The 17,872-nt window shown below is 73.7% G+C and carries 17 protein-coding genes; 4 read left to right on the top strand and 13 right to left on the bottom strand.

What is annotated here, in order from left to right; all coding sequences use genetic code 11:
- Positions 1-24: 24 nt before the first annotated feature.
- The 11 genes from K7C98_RS20080 to K7C98_RS20125 form a co-directional block, all read right to left on the bottom strand.
- Positions 25-783, bottom strand: a complete 759-nt coding sequence (locus K7C98_RS20080; RefSeq protein ID WP_224193309.1) for a hypothetical protein — start codon at positions 781-783, stop codon at positions 25-27.
- Positions 784-834: 51 nt separating this feature from the next.
- Entirely contained in the window at positions 835-960 is a 126-nt protein-coding gene (locus K7C98_RS43765) for a hypothetical protein (RefSeq protein ID WP_263429626.1), read from the bottom strand.
- A gap of 108 nt (positions 961-1,068) precedes the next feature.
- Positions 1,069-1,371: a hypothetical protein gene (locus tag K7C98_RS20085; protein WP_224193310.1), complete on the bottom strand. Its 303-nt coding sequence runs from the start codon at positions 1,369-1,371 to the stop codon at positions 1,069-1,071.
- 14 nt (positions 1,372-1,385) lie between these two features.
- Entirely contained in the window at positions 1,386-2,222 is an 837-nt protein-coding gene (locus K7C98_RS20090) for an energy transducer TonB family protein (protein ID WP_224193311.1), read from the bottom strand.
- Positions 2,219-2,662: an ExbD/TolR family protein gene (locus tag K7C98_RS20095; RefSeq protein WP_224193312.1), complete on the bottom strand. Its 444-nt coding sequence runs from the start codon at positions 2,660-2,662 to the stop codon at positions 2,219-2,221. Before K7C98_RS20095 ends, K7C98_RS20090 begins: the two co-directional genes overlap by 4 nt.
- Positions 2,662-3,351, bottom strand: coding sequence for a MotA/TolQ/ExbB proton channel family protein (locus K7C98_RS20100; RefSeq protein WP_224193313.1), 690 nt, complete (start codon positions 3,349-3,351; stop codon positions 2,662-2,664). Before K7C98_RS20100 ends, K7C98_RS20095 begins: the two co-directional genes overlap by 1 nt.
- Positions 3,352-3,355: 4 nt before the next feature.
- Complete coding sequence (locus K7C98_RS20105; protein ID WP_224193314.1) at positions 3,356-4,087, bottom strand: hypothetical protein; 732 nt, start codon at positions 4,085-4,087, stop codon at positions 3,356-3,358.
- Positions 4,088-4,244: 157 nt separating this feature from the next.
- A complete protein-coding gene (locus K7C98_RS20110; protein WP_224193315.1) occupies positions 4,245-6,824 on the bottom strand; it encodes a TonB-dependent receptor domain-containing protein in 2,580 nt (859 codons plus the stop codon).
- 218 nt (positions 6,825-7,042) lie between these two features.
- On the bottom strand, positions 7,043-7,207 hold the full coding sequence (locus K7C98_RS20115; RefSeq protein WP_224193316.1) for a hypothetical protein: 165 nt from the start codon (positions 7,205-7,207) through the stop codon (positions 7,043-7,045).
- Between the two features lie 30 nt (positions 7,208-7,237).
- Positions 7,238-8,746 (bottom strand): hypothetical protein, encoded by a 1,509-nt coding sequence (locus K7C98_RS20120; RefSeq protein WP_224193317.1) that lies wholly within the window; start codon positions 8,744-8,746, stop codon positions 7,238-7,240.
- Between the two features lie 63 nt (positions 8,747-8,809).
- Positions 8,810-10,519, bottom strand: a complete 1,710-nt coding sequence (locus K7C98_RS20125; protein WP_224193318.1) for a serine/threonine-protein kinase — start codon at positions 10,517-10,519, stop codon at positions 8,810-8,812.
- A gap of 912 nt (positions 10,520-11,431) precedes the next feature.
- Between K7C98_RS20125 and K7C98_RS20130 the strand changes: the two genes are divergently transcribed.
- Positions 11,432-12,319 (top strand): hypothetical protein, encoded by an 888-nt coding sequence (locus tag K7C98_RS20130; RefSeq protein WP_224193319.1) that lies wholly within the window; start codon positions 11,432-11,434, stop codon positions 12,317-12,319.
- Positions 12,320-12,395: 76 nt separating this feature from the next.
- Here K7C98_RS20130 and K7C98_RS20135 read toward each other — a convergent pair whose 3' ends face one another.
- Positions 12,396-13,892: a gamma-glutamyltransferase family protein gene (locus K7C98_RS20135; protein ID WP_224193320.1), complete on the bottom strand. Its 1,497-nt coding sequence runs from the start codon at positions 13,890-13,892 to the stop codon at positions 12,396-12,398.
- Between the two features lie 150 nt (positions 13,893-14,042).
- Here K7C98_RS20135 and mtnP point away from each other — a divergent pair, with 150 nt between their 5' ends.
- Positions 14,043-14,966, top strand: a complete 924-nt coding sequence (gene mtnP, locus K7C98_RS20140; RefSeq protein WP_224193321.1) for an S-methyl-5'-thioadenosine phosphorylase — start codon at positions 14,043-14,045, stop codon at positions 14,964-14,966.
- A 90-nt stretch (positions 14,967-15,056) separates the two neighbouring features.
- A complete protein-coding gene (locus tag K7C98_RS20145) occupies positions 15,057-15,998 on the top strand; it encodes a PfkB family carbohydrate kinase (RefSeq protein WP_224193322.1) in 942 nt (313 codons plus the stop codon).
- An 83-nt stretch (positions 15,999-16,081) separates the two neighbouring features.
- Here the strand turns inward: K7C98_RS20145 and K7C98_RS20150 are convergent, their stop codons facing one another.
- Entirely contained in the window at positions 16,082-17,023 is a 942-nt protein-coding gene (locus K7C98_RS20150; protein ID WP_431312836.1) for a LysR family transcriptional regulator, read from the bottom strand.
- 70 nt (positions 17,024-17,093) lie between these two features.
- On the opposite strand from K7C98_RS20150, the gene K7C98_RS20155 reads away from it, so the two are divergent.
- Positions 17,094-17,570: an SgcJ/EcaC family oxidoreductase gene (locus K7C98_RS20155; protein WP_224193324.1), complete on the top strand. Its 477-nt coding sequence runs from the start codon at positions 17,094-17,096 to the stop codon at positions 17,568-17,570.
- Positions 17,571-17,872: the final 302 nt, after the last annotated feature.

Below are 17,872 nucleotides of genomic sequence, written 5' to 3' on the forward strand. Positions count from 1 at the left end.
GGCTCGTGGGCCATGTCTCTCGGGTCACATGCAGACGGGCGAGCCGACGAGGGTGTGGCCGCAGTGGACCTCGGCGTCGCCGGGGCTGGTGGCGGCGATCATGAGGTGGTAGATCCGGCAGGCGAGCGTGTCGCCGGCGGCGTCCTCGGTGTTGTAGGGCTCGGTGTCGGGGAAGACCTGGCAGTTCCCCAGGCACTCGTCGACGGTCGGGTGCTCGGCGGGGCAGATCGAGTTGGCGATCGCGCAGAAGCCCTCGCAGTTCTGGCCGCACGCGCCGGCGCCGCTGGGGCCGGCGTGGACGCAGTGCACGACCGGATCGATCGAGGCCATGCCGGCGTGGTAGATCCGGCACGACAGCGAGTTGCCCGAGGTCTCGCCGGGGTTGCCCGGGGGCATGCCGCCGCAGGCGCCGAGGCAGCTCTCGACGCTGGTGTACTGGGCGTTGGTGCCGCCGCAGGCGGCCATCATCGCCGAGCAGTACATCTCGCAGCCGGGGTTGCCCTCGCCGGTGGTGGTGGTGGTCGTGGCCGGCGGCTCGCCGGTAGTCTGCGTCGCCGGGCCGGTCGAGGTGGCCCAGGTGGTCGGCTCCTCGGTGGTCCAGCCGGTCGAGGTGGAGCCGGTGGTGGTGGTGGTCGAGGTGTCGTCGCCGCTGACCTGGCTGGCGGACCCGGTGGTGAGCACGGTGGCGCTCGAGGTCGAGTCGGTGTCCTCGCCGCGAGAGTCGTCGAAGCAGGCGGCGAGCAGGAGCGAGGCGAACAGGGGGACGAGGGCGCGAGAGATCATGCGGAGGCCTTGCGTGGCGGCGTGAACCGGCGTGGTTGGAGGGACATGTCTTTACATACAGACGGGGAGGTCCTGGGCGGTCGAGGCCGCGTCGGTGCCGGTGCCCTCGTCGCCCGGCCCGGCCTTGCGACCGACGGGCGTGAAGGCGAGGACGAGCGCGGAACCGGACCTCACCATGACGACCGCAGTCTCGCGCCCGGCCGATCGCGTTGTCAACCGGGGCCGGTGGGGCCCCGCGCCCGCAGAGGTCCGGGATAACCTGTCCGAAAGGACATCTGCGATCGATCACCGCAGGCAGACGTGGCTGATCTCCTCGGCGGAGACGGCCCTGGCGACGCACTCGCGCGCACCTGGCGGCAGGGACAGGCCCTCGCAGCGCTGCAGCTCGGGGGCGAATCGGCGCGCGAACTCCTGCTGCTTGCGGCGCGCGAGCTCGGGGTCGCGGTAGCCCTGCTCGGCCAGCTCGAGGGCGACGATCCGGTCGAGGATGAGCGCGCAGTCGTCGGCGTCGGCCCGCTCGGAGCGGCAGGTCAGCAGCGCGAGGGCGAGCCCCAGCGGGGCCAGCCGAGGCCGTGTCCTTGCAGACATGTCCTGAGGGGCAGTCATCGGTCGCGCGTGAAGTGGACGCGGATGGCGGGCGAGCGGGCGCGGATCGGGCGGCCGTCGCGGTCGAGGGCGGGGCTGAAGCGGGTCGCGCGGGCGCACGCGAGCGCGGCCCGGCCGAAGCCGTCGCCGGGATCGTCGACGACCTCGGCGGTCTCGACGACGCCGCGGGCGTCGACGACGACGCGGATGACGGCGACCTGCTCGTCGAGCGCGAGACCGTCGGCCTCGGCCGGCCACGGGCAGTTCCACTCGGCGCTGGCGAGGGCGACCGGGCGCGAACGATCGACGGTCGGCGGGGCGGCGGAGGGCGGCTGGGCCGGCGGCGGAACGGCGGGCGGGGGGGTCGGCTGCGAGCTGGCGTTCGGGACAGGTTTGCTGCCGGTGCCCGTCGAGCTGGTGGCGCCGCCGACGTAGGCGCTGGCGCTGCCGACGACGACGACGTCGCCGGTGAGATCGAGGGCGCCCGGCGGGGCGGCGACGACCCGACCGGCGCGCGCGGGGGCGGGGCGAGGCGCGGGGGCGGGGGTCGGCTCGGCGGCGGCGACGGCCGGCGCAGGTTCGGCGGCCGGGGGCGGGGGCTCGGACGGCGGGGGCTCGGGCGGCGGCTTCGGCGGCTCGGCGGGCTCGACGTCGGCGAGCTGCAGGCGGGTCAGCTCGTCGTGCACGCGCGCGGCCATGGTGGCGCTCCAGGTCTCGAGGGTCGGCTGGGCGCGGAGGATCAGGACGGCGACGCCGAGGTGCAGCAGGACGGCGACGACGATCGCGTGGTGCCGCCGCGAGGCCGGCGGGGCGGCGGCGGCGAACACCTGGGCGGCGATGCCGGGCCGGGTCACGGAGTCGCCTCCTGTCCTGAGGGACCTGGCGCGGGGGACAGGGTGGCGAAGGCGACGCGGTAGACGCCGCCGCGCTGGAGGGCGTCGATCGTGGCGACCACGCGGCGGTGCGGGACCTCGCCGTCGGCGTGGATGACGGCGCGGACCTGGGGGCTGCGGGCGCGGACGGCGGCGGCGCGGGCGACCAGATCGTCGTCGCCGGCGATCGGGTCGCCGTCGACGAGGGTGGCGCCGCGCTCGGGGACGATGACCGACAGCACGACCTGGACCTCGCCGGCGGTGCTGGCCTCGGGCAGGTCCATCTCGACCGCGGGGGTGACGATGATCTTGGCGGTGACGATGAAGATGATGAGCAGCACCAGGACGATGTCGACCATCGGCGTGACGTTGATGCCGACGATCAGGCCGCCCTGGTCGCCGCCGCTGGTGTGGCCGGCCATCAGGGCGCCTCCTGATGTCCTTCGGGACCTGTCGTGTCGGACATGTACGCGAGGACGAGGTTGGTGAGGGCCTCGCTGCCCTGGCACAGCGAGGTGATCTTGCGCTGGAAGGCGTTGTAGGCGGCGACCGCGGGGAGGGCGACGAGCAGGCCGACGGCGGTGGCGACGAGGGCCTCGGCGATGCTCGACATGACGGCGTTGGAGGCGACCTGCGAGGCGGCGCCGGTGCCACCGCCGTGGCCGGGGGCGGCGTGGCCGAGCTCCTCGAAGGCGGCGATGACGCCGATGACGGTGCCGAGCAGGCCGACGAAGGGGGCGTTGTTGCCGAGCGTGCCGAGGAAGATAAGGCCGCGCTCGAGCTGGCCGCGCTCGAGCGCGAGGGCGCTCTGCATGGCGTACTCGGCGGCCTTGGGCCCGCGCTCGCCGAGGCGCAGGCCGGCGGCGGCGATCGCCGCGGCGACGCTCGGCGAGCCCTCGAGCAGGCGGAGCGCGCCGTCGCGGTCGCCGGCGTGCAGGAGGACGCCGACGCGGGCGGCGAGCAGGCGCAGGTCGCCGCCGCGGGCGCGCAGGACCAGCCAGCGCTCGACGGTGAGGGCGACGCTGACGAGCGAGAGGATGCCGAGCAGCCACAGCACCCAGCCGGCGCCGGCGCGGAGGAAGAGCTGCTGGAGGGCGTCGATCGGGGTCATGCGGTCATTCCTCGGCGGTCCAGGCGAACCGGGGCGGGACGGCGATCATGGCGAAGCGGACGGCGGCGAGGGCGTCGGCGGCGGGCGAGGCGGGGTCGTCGGCGGCGAGGGCGGCGAGGTCGTGCGGGCCCGGGCCGAGAGCGGCGAGGGCGTCGAAGTCGACGCCGGCCCACCACGCGGCGGCGTCGATGGTGACGTCGAGGGCGCCGCCGGGGGCGAGGTCGAACGGGCCGATCCGCAGGCCCTCGACGGTGCGGCTGCCGCGGAGCACGGGGACGACGTCGAGGTCGGCGGTGAACTCGAAGGACATGTCCCCGGAGACAGCCAGGCCGGCGAACCGGGCCGCGCGACCGCCGGGGGCGCCGTCCTGGGCGCCCGGCTTGGCCTGCGTCTTGAGCCAGGTGACGCCGTAGTCGAGCATGGCCGAGCGGACCTGGCCGGGCAGGACGTCGAGCTCGCCGAGCGGCTGCGGCTCGGGGTCGGTGAGGTCGACGGCGGCGACGGCGGCGTACTCGGCGGCCGCGGTGGCGCACAGCTCGGAGGAGGCCGCCGCGGTGGCACACAGGTAGAGCGGGCCGAGGCCGACGTCGGCCCGCTCGAGCGTGACCGTCCAGGCGCCGACCGTCACCTCGGACGCGGCCCCGCGGGCCCGCAGGGGGGCCTGGAAGGCCGGCTCGCCGGTGGCGCCGCAGGCGGCGGCGCAGAGCAGCAGGGCGGTGGCTGGGCGGAAGGACATGGCGCGATGAACAGGTTGGAAGGGACAGGGCGGAGAGAACAGGGCTGAAAGCGCAGGTGCGCGGAGAGGACCGCGGGAGCGAGCGGGAGAGGGGAAGGCGAGGGGGAGCGGGTGCGGAGAGAGGGAGGGAGGACGGGAGGTGTCCGTGAGGACAGGTCTAGAAGTGCAGGGCGAGGGTGCCCATGACGCTGAGCGGCGGGCCGGCGGCGAAGTGGCGGGCGGGCAGGAGCGAGGGGACGGGGCGGGTGCCCCAGTCGGACACGAAGTTGTACTCGGTGGCGGCCCAGCGGCGCGCGAGCAGGTTGAACGCCTCGACGCCGACCTCGACGACCGACCAGCGCACGGCGGCGCTGGCGTCGAGGAGGTGGACAGGGTCGGCGAACTGTCCGTAAGGCAAGGGCCGCGGGGACAGGTAGGAGTAGCCGAGGCCGACGCGCAGGCCGAGCGGGCGGCCCTTCAGCTCGACGAGGTCCTTGTCGACGCCGACGTCGGCGCGCACGACCACCGGCGGGACGTAGGGCAGCAATTGGCCGGGGACGTAGGGCGGGGACGGGTTCTCGGCGGTGGCCGGCGGCGGGGCGCGCAGGACGGCGTGGACGTAGGTGACGCTGCCGGCGGCGACCAGCCACGGCAAGGGCCGCGCGATCAGCTGCACGGCGGCGCCGGCCCGCCGCGTCGGCCCGACCTTCTCGAGCCGGCCCTCCTCGGGGTCGAAGGCGAGGTCCTGCGAGAGGAAGGTGGCGAAGCCGGCGGCGCTGAGCTGGAGGCGGCCGCCCCAGGGGCTCATGCGCACGCCGCCCTCGGTGCTGTGGACCTTGGCGAACGGGGCCCGCTCGCCCTCGTCGAGCTGGCGCGCCTGCGGCGAGCGGTAGCCCTGGCCGTAGGCGGCGAACAGGCTGACCCATGGGACAGGTGCGACCTCGAGGCTGGCACGCGGGCCGGCGGCCACGCCGGTGGCGGTGCGGCGGTGACCGACGAGGTGGCTCTCGATCTGGTAGGGGGCGATGAAGTTGCCGAGGCGATCGTCGATGTCGTAGTGAAGGACGTCGGCCCGGCCGCCGCCGCGCAGGCGGACGCGCTTGCCGAAGCGGAGGTCGAGGTCGCCGTACATGCCGACGTCGCTGGCGAGCACGGTGGCGTCGACGCGGCGGTCCCAGGTCTCGTTCTGCGGCGCCTGCAGCAGGTTCTGCGCCTGCTGGACGTTGTGGATCCGGGCCGAGGCGCCGACCTCGAGGGCGGCCTGGAACCACCGGGCGGGGCGCCAGGCGCCTGTCCGATGAGACAGGCGCATGCCGCCGCCGAAGTCGCGGTTCTGCTGCTCGATGAGGTCGCCGCGGCCGACCCACTCGGGCATGACGACGCCGCGCTGGGTGTAGCCGGTGAAGTTCTCGCGGCTGTGGAAGTCGACGAGGGCGGTCCACACGGCCATGCGCGTGACGGCGCCCCGCTCGCCGCGGCGCTCGAGGTCGAGGGCGAGGTGGCCGCGCGCGGCGGAGGCGGACTGGCTGTTGGCCGAGGGGTCGCCGTAGCTGTCGTGGAAGCCGACGACGCCGGCGGCGACGTCGTCGCGGCGCAGGACGCCGGCGAGGCCGGCCCGCGCGGCGTAGGCGGCGACGTGGACCTTGCCGCGCCAGCCGCCGGCCGCGAACGCGAACTGGCCCATGGCCATGCCCGAGAGGCCGCCGCGGTTCATGCCGAAGCCGCGGGTGCGCCGGACCGTGGCGGCGGCGAAGGTCTCGTCGTCCTGGCCTTTGGGCGCCCACAGCACGAGCTGGCGGAAGGTGGCGAACGAGCCGCCGGTGCTGCGCAGCTGGATGCCGCGGCGCGGGACGGCGAGGTCGAAGTCGATGCTGCCGGCGACGGCGAAGTCGCCCTGCCGCGGGTCGTAGACGCCCTCGGTGACGCGGATCGATCGCACGGTCTCGGGGATGATCCAGTTGAGGTCGGCGTAGCCCTGGCCGTGCAGGTGCGAGACCTGGTTGAGCGGCAAGGAGCCGGCGGTGATCTCGATGTCCTGGCCGTGCGCGGCGTTGAAGCCACGCAGGGTGATCTCGTGGGCGACGGCCTCGCCCTCGGCGCGGGCGACGTAGACGCCGGGGGCGCTGCTCAGCATGTCCGCGGCGCTCTGGCGCGGCGGGGCGGCGAGGACGTCGCGCTCGACCACGAAGTCGCTGGCGGCCCGCGGCGGCGGCCGGCGGCTGCGCGCGGCGACGTCCAGGACGGGCTCGGGGGCGGCGGGGCTGGCCGAAGGGGCAGGTTGCTCGGGGGTGGTCGAAGGGGCAGGTTGGGTCGGGCCGGGCGCAGGCGCGGCCGGGCTGGCGTCGGGGGCCGGGGGTGTGGGGCTGGTCGAAGGGACAGGTGGACTGTCGGTCGGACCAGGGGGCTCGGCGGGCTCGACCGGCGGGGCGAATTGGAACGGCACGCGGATCTTGGCGGCCACCGCGACGTCGCCGCGGCGCGCCGGCTCGAAGCGCCACTGCTTGACGGCGGCCACGGCCGCGTCGTCGAAGGCCGGGCCGCCGCTCCGGGTGACGTCGACGGCGCCGACGCGACCGTCGACCTCGACGGTGACGGCGAGCTCGACGGTCACGAGCTCGCTGCGGGCCTCGGCGAGCGGATAGACGGCGTCGACCTGCTGCCGCGGGCTCGGCGGGACCACCGCGGGCGAGGCCCGGCCAGGGGCGGCCCACAGGCACGCCGCGAGGCAGGTGCAGAGGGTGACGCGCGCGCGTGGCACCGGGACCGAACGGTTAAGAGATCCAGGCCGAGGCCGTCAAGCGAGCGAACTACAGGCGCACTCGAGTCGCTGTTGTCAGCGAGCTGCAATTGCAATGCGAGTGCATGTGCGCCGGCTGCGCTAACGGGCGCCGGACGGCGGCAGGCGGCCTGGCGAGCCTCCGGGGCCCGCGAGGAGGTGGGACGATACGCCGGCCGGACGAGGAGGTCGGAGTTAGGTCACGGGGGTCGACGCGCGGGCGGTGACGGTCGCGCGGTGTCGGTCGGCTCGCCGCGGGGGCCGGCGGTCTCGGCGGTCCCGGTCGGAGCGCCGCTGCCCGTCGGGCTGAAGCTGGCGGCGAGGAGGGCTGACCCGAGGGACAGGGAGGATGTCTTCTCGGACATGCTCAGCGGGACAGGGTCATCCGGTCATGACTATTCGAGCACGTGCGCGCCGGCGAAGTCGGGGCTGCCCGGCGCGCTCGGGCGGGCGAGGCGGTCGATGTCGGTCGGCGGGTCCTCGGCCTCCCACACTGCGACGCCGGCCAGCGCGCTCTCCTGGACCGGGCGCAGGTCGTGGGCGGCGTAACCGACGAACTGCTCGGCCACGGCGTCGCCCGGGACGAGCACGACGCCGGCGTTCGACACCAGCTCGGTCTCGCTGGTGACGCTGGTGGCGGCGGTGAGGATGGCGTTGCACTCGACCTGGTCGCCGTCCTGGTCGGACACGACGACGGAGTTGCGGATCGCCGCCGAGCCGCCCATGCAGTAGAGGAGCCCGCCCGGCACCGGATCCTGCAGCGTGACGGTGCTGTAGGCGAGGTCGAGCGCGCCGCCCTGCACGAGCAGGCTGATCCCGGTGGTGATGCCGCTGACGATGCTGTTCTCGAGGCGGAGCCGGCCCGCCGTGTTGGCGGTGAGTCCGCCGAGGTTGCCGAGGAAGCGCGAGCGCCGGATGGTGGTGACGCAGTCGGTGGCGTACACGCTGTTGCCGACGAAGGCGCTGACCGTGACGTCGTCGAGCCAGGCCCCCGTGGCGTGGGTGCAGTCGAACGCGACGTCGCCGAGGCCGGACAGCTGCAGGCCGGCGACGTAGAGCTTGGCGTCGATCTCGGTGGGACCGCCGGTGCCGACCCGGACGCTCGACTGGCCGGCGGCGGCGACCATCAGCTGCGCCTTGGGTGCCGCGAGCAGGGCGACGCGCCTGGCGATCTCGAGGCGGACCGGGACGATGTATGCGCCGCCCTCGACGTGGACGACGTGGTAGTCGCCGGGCGCGCCGGCGAGGGCGGCGAAGGCGTCCTGGATCTCGCAGCACGGGGTGTCGGGGCCGCAGACGCCGCCCTGGCAATTCTCCGGGGTGGCGTCGACGTACCAGTGCTTGGTGTCCGCGGGGAAGCAGCTGCCGAGGTCGAGCTCGCAGGCGCTCTCGGGGCAGTCGCTGTGCTCGCGGCAACGCACGCAGGTGTGCGTGTCGGGATCGCAGGCCAGGTTGTCCGGGCAGTCGGCGGAGGCGCTGCACTCGACGCACTGCTTGCTCTCGAGGTCGCAGGTGCCGATCGAACAGTCGGTCGGCAGGAGACAGCCGACGCACTGGCCGCCCGGGTCGCAGACCGGCAGGCCGGGGGCGACGTCATGGCAGCTGGTTCCCTGCGCGGCGAGGCCGAGGCAGTCGACGCACTGGCCGTCGGGTGCGCAGTACGGGGCGCTGTCGGGGCACTGGTCGCAGTCGCTGCTGCCGGTGGTCGGCGCGACCGTGTCGGCGGTGGGATCGATCGAGGTGACGGTGCCGGTCGGCTCGCTCGTCGGCTCGACGGTGGTCCCGAGCGTCGTGCTCGCGTCGCCGCTCTCCTCGGTCGTGGTCACGCTGGTCTGCCCGGTCGGCGAGAAACAAGCGAGGGCCAGGGTCGACCCGATCAGGGCCGTCGTCGAGGCAAGGCTCATCGCGCTTGAACATGTCGACATGGACAGGCGCCCTCTCGCGAGTCGTTCGGTGACACGGTAGCTCTAGAGATCGATCTTGAGCCCGAGCTTGAGCTGGGGGGCGAACTTGGTCGCCTTGACGGCGTCGGCGAGGCACTTGCCGAGCGCGTCCTGCTGCGAGGGGACGGCGCGCGTGACCGAGCCGTCGCTGCCCGTCGCGTAGTCGACGGTGATCTTCGGACCCTTGGTCGCCTTGTGCTTCTTGCGGCAGGCATCGGCGGCGCGCCGCAGCTTCGCCAGCGGGTCGGCCGGCTTGTCGCCGGTCTTGTCGCCGGTCTTGACCGGGGGCTTCTTGACCTTCGGGTCGTCGTCCCTGGCGTCGCCGGGTGTGTCCGAAGGAACAGGTTCGGCGCCGGCGGTGTCGGTGCTGTCCGAAGGGACAGGCTCGACCCTGGCCTCGACCGGCGGCGGGACCGGCGGCTTGATGACCTCGGGCGGCTTGACCGGCTCGACGACCTTGGCGGGCGGGGCGGCGACCGGGACCGGCGGCGCCGGCGGGTCCTCGCCGCTGAACACGAACGCCAGCAGCACGACGAGCGCCAGGGCGCCGCCGAGCAGCGGGAGCAGGAACCTCGGCCGCGGGGCGGCAGGGCGCGGCGGCTCGGCGTCGAGGTGGATCTCGACGGTGGCGGCCTGGGGGCGCTGGTTGTCGAGGTTGGTGCGAGTGTCGACGCGCGGCAGGCCGGACGCCGGGGTCGAACCGGCGATGACGGTCTTCTGCTGCGGGTTCGAGACGGCGGGCGAGCCCGAGGCGGAGGCGGTGAGCAGGCTCGAGTCGGGGCCGAAGTGATTCGGCGCCGAGTCGTTGAGGCCCGCGCCGGCCATCGGGACCGGGCCGGTGATCGGGCGCGCGCCGACGTTGTGGGCCGGCAGGAAGTCGTGGAGGAAGGCCTCGATGTCCTCCATCGTCTGCGGGCGAGCCTCGCGGTCCTTCGCCAGCATGCGCTGGATGAAGGCGTCGAGCTCGGCCGGGACGCCCGCGTCGGGGTTGACGGCGGCGATCGTCGGCGGAGGCACGTTGCAGTGCTGCATCGCGACCTGGATCGGCTCGCCGATGAACGGCATGCGCCCGGCCAGCGCCTCGAAGAACACCACGCCGAGCGAGTAGATGTCGGTGCGCGAGTCGAGCGCCTGCGCCAGGATCTGCTCCGGCGACATGTAGAACGGGGTGCCCAGCGCGGCGCCGGTGCTGGTGAGCGCGGCGTGGTGGGCGGTCTTGGCGATGCCGAAGTCGAGCAGCTTGACGACCTCGCCGCCGCCGCGCTTGGCGGTGAGGAACACGTTCGACGGCTTGAGGTCGCGGTGGATCATGCCGGCGGCGTGGACCGCAGACATGGCGCCGGCGACCTGCTCCATCCAAACCGTGACCTGCTGCCACGAGACCGGCTTGCGGGCGCGCTCGAGCAGGCGCGTCTCGAGGTCCTTGCCGATCAGCAGCTCCATGGCGAAGAACACGACGTTGGCGTTCGCGTCCTCGCCGAGGTGGTAGACGTCGACGACGTGCTCGTGGTGGATCTGGGCGATGGCCTGAGCCTCGCGCAGGAATCGTTCGACGCAGTCCTTGTCCTCGGTGAGCTCCGGGAGCAGGACCTTCAGGGCGCAGCGACGCCGCAGGCGCAGCTCGTCGGCCACGTAGACGCGGCCCATGCCGCCTTCGCCGAGGAGACGCTCGACCTGGAAGCGTCCTTCGAGCACGGTTCCGACGAGCGGGTCCTGGGGGGACTCGAGAGGCATGCCTGGTCTCGCTTACCTACACCAGCCGTCGCCGTTCTGCACGCGAGAACGGAGTCCATTCTGGAGCGACGCCGGGAGCGGGCGGGCCTGCGCCGGGCGGGCGGATCTGCAATGAGAACGATGTTCTCGGCGGCTTCGCGGTGAAAGTGAAGGCTCGCTCGAATATCGTCGGCGGCGATGCTGCGGTCGATGGGTCAAGTGTCCGGGATCCTCCCCGACGGCGAGTGGCGTGTGGATCCTCGGCGTCGCGCTCGTCGGCTGATTCGCCGGGGCAGCGATAGGTGAGCAGCGAAAGGACGGCACGACACGACGACCATTCGCCGGGACGAGCGGACTCACGGCGGCACGGACCATCGGTCTGACCGAGACGCGCGGGTTGACTGCGACGACGCTGCTCGACGGACCGTCGAGCTCGACGAGGTGGGCGACGACGGCGACAGCCACGACGGCGACGCACGTGCGAGCACCGGTCATGAGGGGTGGAGCGGCGGGCGACGCCCTCGGGCGGATCGTCGAGCAAGGCGACCGAGACGCACGCGGGCGGCGCGGATCAGCGCGCTCGTGGCGGGCCCAGGTGTTGTACACTCGCGCCGAATTTTCCCGATGCCGCGCCGCCGCTTCGCCCCCACGCCGTCGCTCGCCCTCGCGGTGTCCGGCTCAGTCCGCTGTGGCCGTGGCGTGGGGCCTGCGGGCCACAACGGGCGAGGCGGTGCGCACGGTGGCGGTGATCGATCCGGTCGCACCCGCGGCGACGACCGTCGAGGTGACTGCCCACGGCGACGCCTCGCGGTGGGCGGCGCGACGGGTCGCCGCGAGGCCTCCCCGCTCTTCAGCACCGCCGCCCGCGCGTGAGCGAGGCGGCGGCTCACCGGTTCGAACATCCATGTCTCTTCGGACATCCCCCCACACGACATGAAGCACGCCACGCGTCCCCCCCGGGTCCTGTCTCTCTTCCTTGCGCTGGCGATGCTGGCGCCGCCGCCGGCGTTCGCGGCGCCCGCCGAGGACGCGACGGCGCTGGCGGCGTTCGAGGCCGGGTTCAACGAGGGCCAGGCGAAGTTCGACCGCGGCGAGCACCTCGAGGCGGCGCGCACGTGGATCGCGGCGGCGGCCAACTTGAAGGAGACGACGGCCAACCGCGAGAACCGGGCCGCCGTCTACGAATACGTGGTCGACGCGTTCACGCGCGGGCTGCAGGGCGAGAAGCGGTCGGAGGCGCTGCGCGAGGCGGCCGAGGCGCTCGACGCCTACTGCGAGGCCTTCACCCGCGCGTACGGGACCGAGACGCCGATCAGCGGCAAGATCACGGCGGCGCGCGACGACTTCAAGCAGCGGCTGGCGGCCGCGGAGGCGGCGGAGGCCGAGCAGGCGCCGCCGATCGAGCAGCCGCTCGAGGGACCGCGAGACGACACGCCGGAGCCGCTGCCCGAGCCGACGCCGCCCAGGCCGTGGAAGGGCCTGGCGATCGGCGGCGGGGTGATGATCGGGCTCGGCGTCGGCGCGGCGGTGGTGGCCGGGGTCGGCGGGGCGCGCGGCAAGTCGCTCGAGCAGCAGTTCGACAGCCCGGCCAACATGTGCAGCCTCGACATGCCGTCGCCCGACTGCCAGGGCCTGCTCGACCGCGGCAAGGGGGCCAACTCGATGGCGATCGCGGGGGCCGTGCTGGCGCCGCTGCTGGCCGGGGCCGGCGTGGCGCTGCTGGTGGTCGGGCTCAAGCGCCGCGGGCAGGCCGACAAGACGTCGTTCGCGCCGGCGCTGGGGCCGGGGTTCGCCGGGATCAGCCTGCGCGGCTCGTTCTGAGTCCGATGGGACATGTCCTTGGGGGCATGTCTCGCAGGGCGTGTCCTTGAAGGCATGTCCGTCGGGACATGTCGATTCAGTCGCCGCCGAGGCAGACGCCGTCGCGGCGGGGGTCGCCGAAGCCGGACAGGCGGCCGCTCTTGTCGCGCTGGACGGTGTGGACGCCGCCGAAGAACATGTTGAGCCCGGGCCAGGCGGTGGTGCGGGCGAACAGGCCGGCGAGGGTCTCGGCGGCGGCGGGGGCCATGCCGGCCTCGAAGCTGACGTGGTCGTCCTCGACGTGCACGCGCGGGGCGGCGATCGCCGCGGGCAGCGGCAGGCCGAAGTCGAGGACGTTGGACACGACCTGGAGGACGGCGGTGCGGATCCGCTTGGAGCCGCCGCTGCCGCACACGAGCAGGCCGCCGTCGTCGCCGACGATCGCGGTCGGCGACATCATCGACGCCAGCCGCTGGTCGAGCGGCCAGGCGTGCGGGCCGGGCGGGTTGACGTCGTCCTCGCCGAGCATGTTGTTGAGCATCATGCCGGTGCCGGGGACGATCTCGCCGCAGCCCTCGCCGTTGCTGACGGTCGCCGAGGCGGCGTTGCCGGCCGCGTCGATGACGCTGACGTGGGTGGTGCCGCGGCTGCGCAGCGGGCCGGCCAGGGCGGCGGCGTGGGCCCGCAGCAGCTCGCCGTCGAGCCAGGCGGCCTCGACGCCCTCGCGCGGCGGGCCGGCGGAGGCGCGCGCGCGCACGGTCTCGGCCTGGGCGCGGGCCAGCAGGGCCACGTGCTCGGCTGTCTGAAAGCCCATGCCCCGAAGGTCATGTCCCGAGAGCAAGGCGAGGGCGAAGGCGATCATCAGGCCGCCGGCGGCCGGGGGCGGGTTGGTCAGCAGGGCGGCGTCGCGGTAGCGCAGGCGCAGCGGGGCGCGGGCCTCGACGCGGTAGGCGGCGAGGTCGTCGGCGGTGATGTGGCCGCCGGCCTCGCGGCTCTGGCGGACGATCGCGGCGGCGACGTCGCCGCGGTAGAACAGGTCCTCGCCCTCGCGCGCGAGCGCCTCGAACATGTCCCCGAGGACAGGATTGACGAGGCGCCCGCCGGCGCGCACCGGGGTGGGGACGCTGGCGCGAGGGTCGCCGAAGATCGCGCGCGCGGCCGGCTGCTCGAGGTAGATCGGCGCGACCAGGCCCATGAGGTAGGCCATGAACTGCGACACGGCGATGCCCTCGCGGGCGGCCTGCACCGCGGGCGCGGCGATCACCGGCATCGGCAGGCGCGCGAGCTCGCGGTGGACCGCGAACATGCCGGCGACGAGGCCGGGCGTGGCGGCGCAGCCGAGGCCGATGTGAAACGCCTGCTGCGCGGTGCCCCAGTCGGTGACCACCTCGCGCGCGCTGGCCTCGGCGCCGGGTCGGCGCACGCGGGGCGTGTGCACGAAGGCGTCGTAGAGCCGCGGCTCCTGGCCGGCGGGGAGCGCGAGGATGAAGCCGCCGCCGCCGGGCGAGGCGAGCACGGGCTCGGCGACGCACGCGGCCATGAGCGCCGCGAGCACGGCGTCGAAGGCGTTGCCGCCGGCCGCGAGCGCGTGCATGGCGGCCGCGGCGGTGACGGGGTGACCGGCGGCGACGCAGCCCCGGCGATCGTGATGTAGCTCGGGTGGCGTGCTGGCTGTGTAACAAGCGTGAGGGGTCGCGCGCAACGGCGCTTGGCGCGTGCAGGGGGCGTCGGTATCCTCCCGCCGATGTCTGCCCCGCACCCCGCGTCGCCCGAAGCTCGTGATCGTCTCGTGCTGGGCGTGGTCGGCGGATCGGGGCTGTACGAGATCGAGGGGCTCACCGAGGTCGAGAAGGTCGCGCTCGAGACCCCGTTCGGACGACCGTCCGACGCCTACACGGTGGGGGTGCTGCCGCGCGAGGGCGGGCTGCCGCCGGTGCGCGCGGTGTTCCTGCCGCGGCACGGGCGCGGGCACGTGCTGTTGCCCTCGGAGATCAACTTCCGCGCCAACGTCCACGGCTTCAAGCAGCTCGGCGTGACGCACCTCGTGAGCGTGTCGGCCGTCGGGTCGTTGCGCGAGGGCATCGCCCCCGGGCACGTCGTCGTCCCCGATCAGTTCATCGATCGCACGAACGGTCGGGCGCAGACCTTCTTCGGCGGCGGCCTGGTGGCGCACGTACAGATGGGCGACCCGGTCGACGCCGGCCTGCGCGAGCGGCTGCTGCGGGCGGCCGAGGCCGAGGGCGCGAACATCCACGCGCGCGGCACCTGCGTGGTCATGGAGGGCCCCGCGTTCTCGACGCGCGCCGAGTCCAACCTCTACCGCGCGTGGGGCGCGGACGTGATCGGGATGACCGCGCTGCCCGAGGCGAAGCTCGCGCGCGAGGCCGAGATCGCGTACGCGCTGCTGGCGATGGCCACCGACTACGACTGCTGGCATCAGAGCGAGGAGGAGGTGAGCGTCGAGGCGGTGGTCGCGGTGCTCAAGGCCAACGCGGCGCTGTCGCGGCGGATCGTCCGGCGCGTCGCCGCCGCGCTGCCGCTGACGACCGCCGAGCTGCCGTACCCGCAGGCGCTCACGCACGCGCTGATCACCGACCCGGCCAGGGTCCCGGCCGAGACGCGGCGGCGCCTCGACCTCATCGCCGGCCACCTGCTGCCGCCCGTCTGAAACTGTCCCCGGGGGCATGCTGCTAGGAGCAGGTCCCGAAGCGCCTGGCCTATCAGGCATGTCTGAACGAACAGGAACGAAGAGAGAGCCATGACCGTCAACAAGCCCCACCTCGTCGTCGTCGGCAGCGTCGCCATCGACTGGATCATCACGCCCCGCGCCGAGCGGCCCGAGAGCGTCGGCGGGTCGGCGACCTTCTTCGCGATGGCGGCGTCGTACCTGTCGCAGGTGCGGCTGGTCGGGGTGGTCGGGCGCGACTTCCCCGACTACGCGGTCGCCGACCTGCGCGCGGCCGGGGTCGACGTGTCCGGCCTCGAGATCGTCCAGGACGGGCTGACCTTCCGCTGGAAGGGCCAGTACCACGAGAACATGAACGACCGGACCACGCTCGAGACGCACCTCAACGTGTTCGAGAAGTTCCAGCCGCGCCTGCCGGCCGAGTTCCGCGGCAGCGAGTACCTGTTCCTCGCCAACATCCAGCCGCGCCTGCAGTCGGACGTGTTCGCGCAGATGCAGCGGCCGCGCCTCGTCGGCCTCGACACCATGAACCTGTGGATCTCGATCGCCAACGACGACCTCAAGGCGGTGCTCAAGAACGTCGACGTGCTGACGCTCAACGACGAGGAGGCCCGCCAGCTCAGCGGCGAGCACAACATCGTCAAGGCGGCCCGCGCGGTGCGGGCGCTCGGCCCCCGCAACGTCGTCATCAAGCGCGGCGAGTACGGCGCGCTGCTGTTCGACGCCGACGGCGATGTGTTCTCCGCCCCGGCGCTGCCGCTCGAGGACGTGGTCGACCCGACCGGCGCCGGCGACAGCTTCGCCGGCGGCTTCATGGGCTGGTTGGCCCGTCCGGGCGTCGAGCCCACCGGCGCGTCGCTGCGTACCGCGATGATCTACGGCTCGGTGATGGCGTCGTTCTGCGTCGAGGGCTTCTCCTACGACCGCCTCAAGGGCCTCGACGCGGCCACCATCCAGCGCCGCTTCGAGACGTTCGCGTCGCTGACGAACTTCGACCGCGCGAGCCTGACCTGATGCGGTAGGCGAGGGCGCCTGGCCTGAGAGACAGGTCGGGCGCCGCGGCCCCGGCGATGATCGGGCCTGTCTCGTAGGACAGGTCAGGAATTCTTCCGGCGGGCGCCGGCGTCGCCGATGGCGGCGAGGATCAGGGCGCGGAGGTACTTCGCGCCCGGGTCGGCGTCGGTGCGGTCGTGCCACTGCAGCGCGATGTCGAAGCCCACGGACGGGAGCGGACCGGCGACGGTGCGCAGCGGCAGGTGGCGGCTGACCTCGGCGGCGAAGCGGCGGGGCAGGCCGGTGATCCAGTCGGTGCGCGAGACGGCGACGGCGGCGGCCATGAAGTGCGGGACGGTGAGGACGACGCGGCGGCGCAGGCCGGCGCGGGCGAGGGCGTCGCGGGCGACGCGGTGGCCGTGGCCGGCCTCGCCGAGGATCTGCACGTCGACGTAGGGCGTGGCCTCGAAGGCGGCGCGGTCGAGGCGGCGGCCGACCGTGCGGTTGTCGCGGCGGACGACGAGCACGCCCTCCTCGGTGTAGAGCGGGGCCTGGTGGAGGCCGGGGCCGGTGACGGCGGCGGGCGCGAGGGCGACGTCGACGAGGCCGGCGGCGAGGCCGTCGCTGGTGACGAGCCGCTCGACGGTGACGACCTGCAGCGCGGCGGCCGGCAGGCGCTGCTCGAAGCGGGCGACGATCCGCGGCAGGTCGGAGACCTCCTGGTTGTCGGTGAGGGCGATCGTGAAGCGCCGCGTGGTGGTGGCGGGGTCGAACGCGCGATCGCGGGCGAGGGCGGCCCGCAGCTCGTGCAGGCCGGCGGCGACGCGCGGGGCCAGCTGCAGGGCCACCGGCGTGGGCACGAGGCCGCGGCCGCGGCGGACGACCAGCGGATCGCCGACGACCTCGCGCAGCCGCGCGAGCGCGTTCGAGACCGCCGACTGGGTGACGTGCAGCCGCCGCGCGGCCGCGGTGGCGCTGCCCTCGGTGAGCACGGCGTCGAGGACGAGGAACAGGTTGAGGTCGATCGCTGCCAGGTCCACGGACATCACGCCTGGTGATGAAATGTATCAGGAACTATCACTGGCTGTCATCGATGGGCGGAGCTATCCGAACGGCATGCATCACGGCGACGAGGATGAGGCGGAGATCCGGGACCACGTGCTGCGGACCTGGGAGGCGTGGGGTCGCGGCGACGCGCGGGCCTACGCGGCCCTGTTCGCGCCCGAGGTCGACTACGTGGCGTTCGACGGGTCGATCGCCCGCGGGCGCGCGGAGGTCGAGCGCTCGCACGCGGAGCTGTTCGCGTCGGTGCTGCGCGGGACGTGCCTGCGCGGCGAGATCACCGACGTGCGCCGGCTCGGCGCCGAGGCGGCCGTGGCCCACGCGATCGGCGGGGCGGTGTGGCCGTGGCAGCGCGGCGTGTCGGCCGAGCGGCTGTCGCGGCAGACGTACGTGCTGGTCCGCGAGGGCGAGGGGTGGACGATCGCGGCGTTCCACAACACGCGCGTGCGCCCGACGCCGCCGCCGGGGTCGCTCGGGTTCAAGCTGTTCGCGTGGTTCGTGGCGCTGCGGCTGCGGCTGGCGGGTCGCTGACAAGCTCGCGCGAGCGGGTGGAGGGATGACCCGCGGAGTCATGACATTCGCCGCCGCGAGGTCATGACATTCGCCGTCGCTGCGGGGATGGGTTCTCCTCGAGTGTCGAGCGCGACCCTTGAGCGGGGTGTTTGGTGTCAGCGCGGCTGCGATTTCATTCGGGCTCCCCGGTGGTGTGCCCCTATGCGACCAGGATGCGTTCGCGGATCTGTCAGTGCGGCAAATCACGATCGTAGCCCTGCAACCGACCGAACGGCGCGCCGCTCTCATTCTTACTTCGTAGGGCCTACCATGCGCTTATT

It is taken from the genome of Nannocystis pusilla (assembly GCF_020073745.1).
GTDB classification, from domain to species: domain Bacteria; phylum Myxococcota_A; class Polyangia; order Nannocystales; family Nannocystaceae; genus Nannocystis; species Nannocystis radixulma.

Excerpts from the sequence above, each read along its gene's own strand:
- K7C98_RS20080 (WP_224193309.1), bottom strand. The coding sequence starts at position 783 with ATGATCTCTCGCGCCCTCGTCCCCCTGTTCGCCTCGCTCCTGCTCGCC.
- K7C98_RS43765 (WP_263429626.1), bottom strand. The coding sequence starts at position 960 with ATGGTGAGGTCCGGTTCCGCGCTCGTCCTCGCCTTCACGCCCGTCGGT.
- K7C98_RS20085 (WP_224193310.1), bottom strand. The coding sequence starts at position 1,371 with ATGTCTGCAAGGACACGGCCTCGGCTGGCCCCGCTGGGGCTCGCCCTC.
- K7C98_RS20095 (WP_224193312.1), bottom strand. The coding sequence starts at position 2,662 with ATGGCCGGCCACACCAGCGGCGGCGACCAGGGCGGCCTGATCGTCGGC.
- K7C98_RS20100 (WP_224193313.1), bottom strand. The coding sequence starts at position 3,351 with ATGACCCCGATCGACGCCCTCCAGCAGCTCTTCCTCCGCGCCGGCGCC.
- K7C98_RS20105 (WP_224193314.1), bottom strand. The coding sequence starts at position 4,087 with ATGTCCTTCCGCCCAGCCACCGCCCTGCTGCTCTGCGCCGCCGCCTGC.
- K7C98_RS20115 (WP_224193316.1), bottom strand. The coding sequence starts at position 7,207 with ATGTCCGAGAAGACATCCTCCCTGTCCCTCGGGTCAGCCCTCCTCGCC.
- K7C98_RS20120 (WP_224193317.1), bottom strand. The coding sequence starts at position 8,746 with ATGAGCCTTGCCTCGACGACGGCCCTGATCGGGTCGACCCTGGCCCTC.
- K7C98_RS20125 (WP_224193318.1), bottom strand. The coding sequence starts at position 10,519 with ATGCCTCTCGAGTCCCCCCAGGACCCGCTCGTCGGAACCGTGCTCGAA.
- K7C98_RS20130 (WP_224193319.1), top strand. The coding sequence starts at position 11,432 with ATGAAGCACGCCACGCGTCCCCCCCGGGTCCTGTCTCTCTTCCTTGCG.
- K7C98_RS20135 (WP_224193320.1), bottom strand. The coding sequence starts at position 13,892 with ATGCACGCGCTCGCGGCCGGCGGCAACGCCTTCGACGCCGTGCTCGCG.
- mtnP (WP_224193321.1), top strand. The coding sequence starts at position 14,043 with ATGTCTGCCCCGCACCCCGCGTCGCCCGAAGCTCGTGATCGTCTCGTG.
- K7C98_RS20145 (WP_224193322.1), top strand. The coding sequence starts at position 15,057 with ATGACCGTCAACAAGCCCCACCTCGTCGTCGTCGGCAGCGTCGCCATC.
- K7C98_RS20150 (WP_431312836.1), bottom strand. The coding sequence starts at position 17,023 with ATGTCCGTGGACCTGGCAGCGATCGACCTCAACCTGTTCCTCGTCCTC.
- K7C98_RS20155 (WP_224193324.1), top strand. The coding sequence starts at position 17,094 with ATGCATCACGGCGACGAGGATGAGGCGGAGATCCGGGACCACGTGCTG.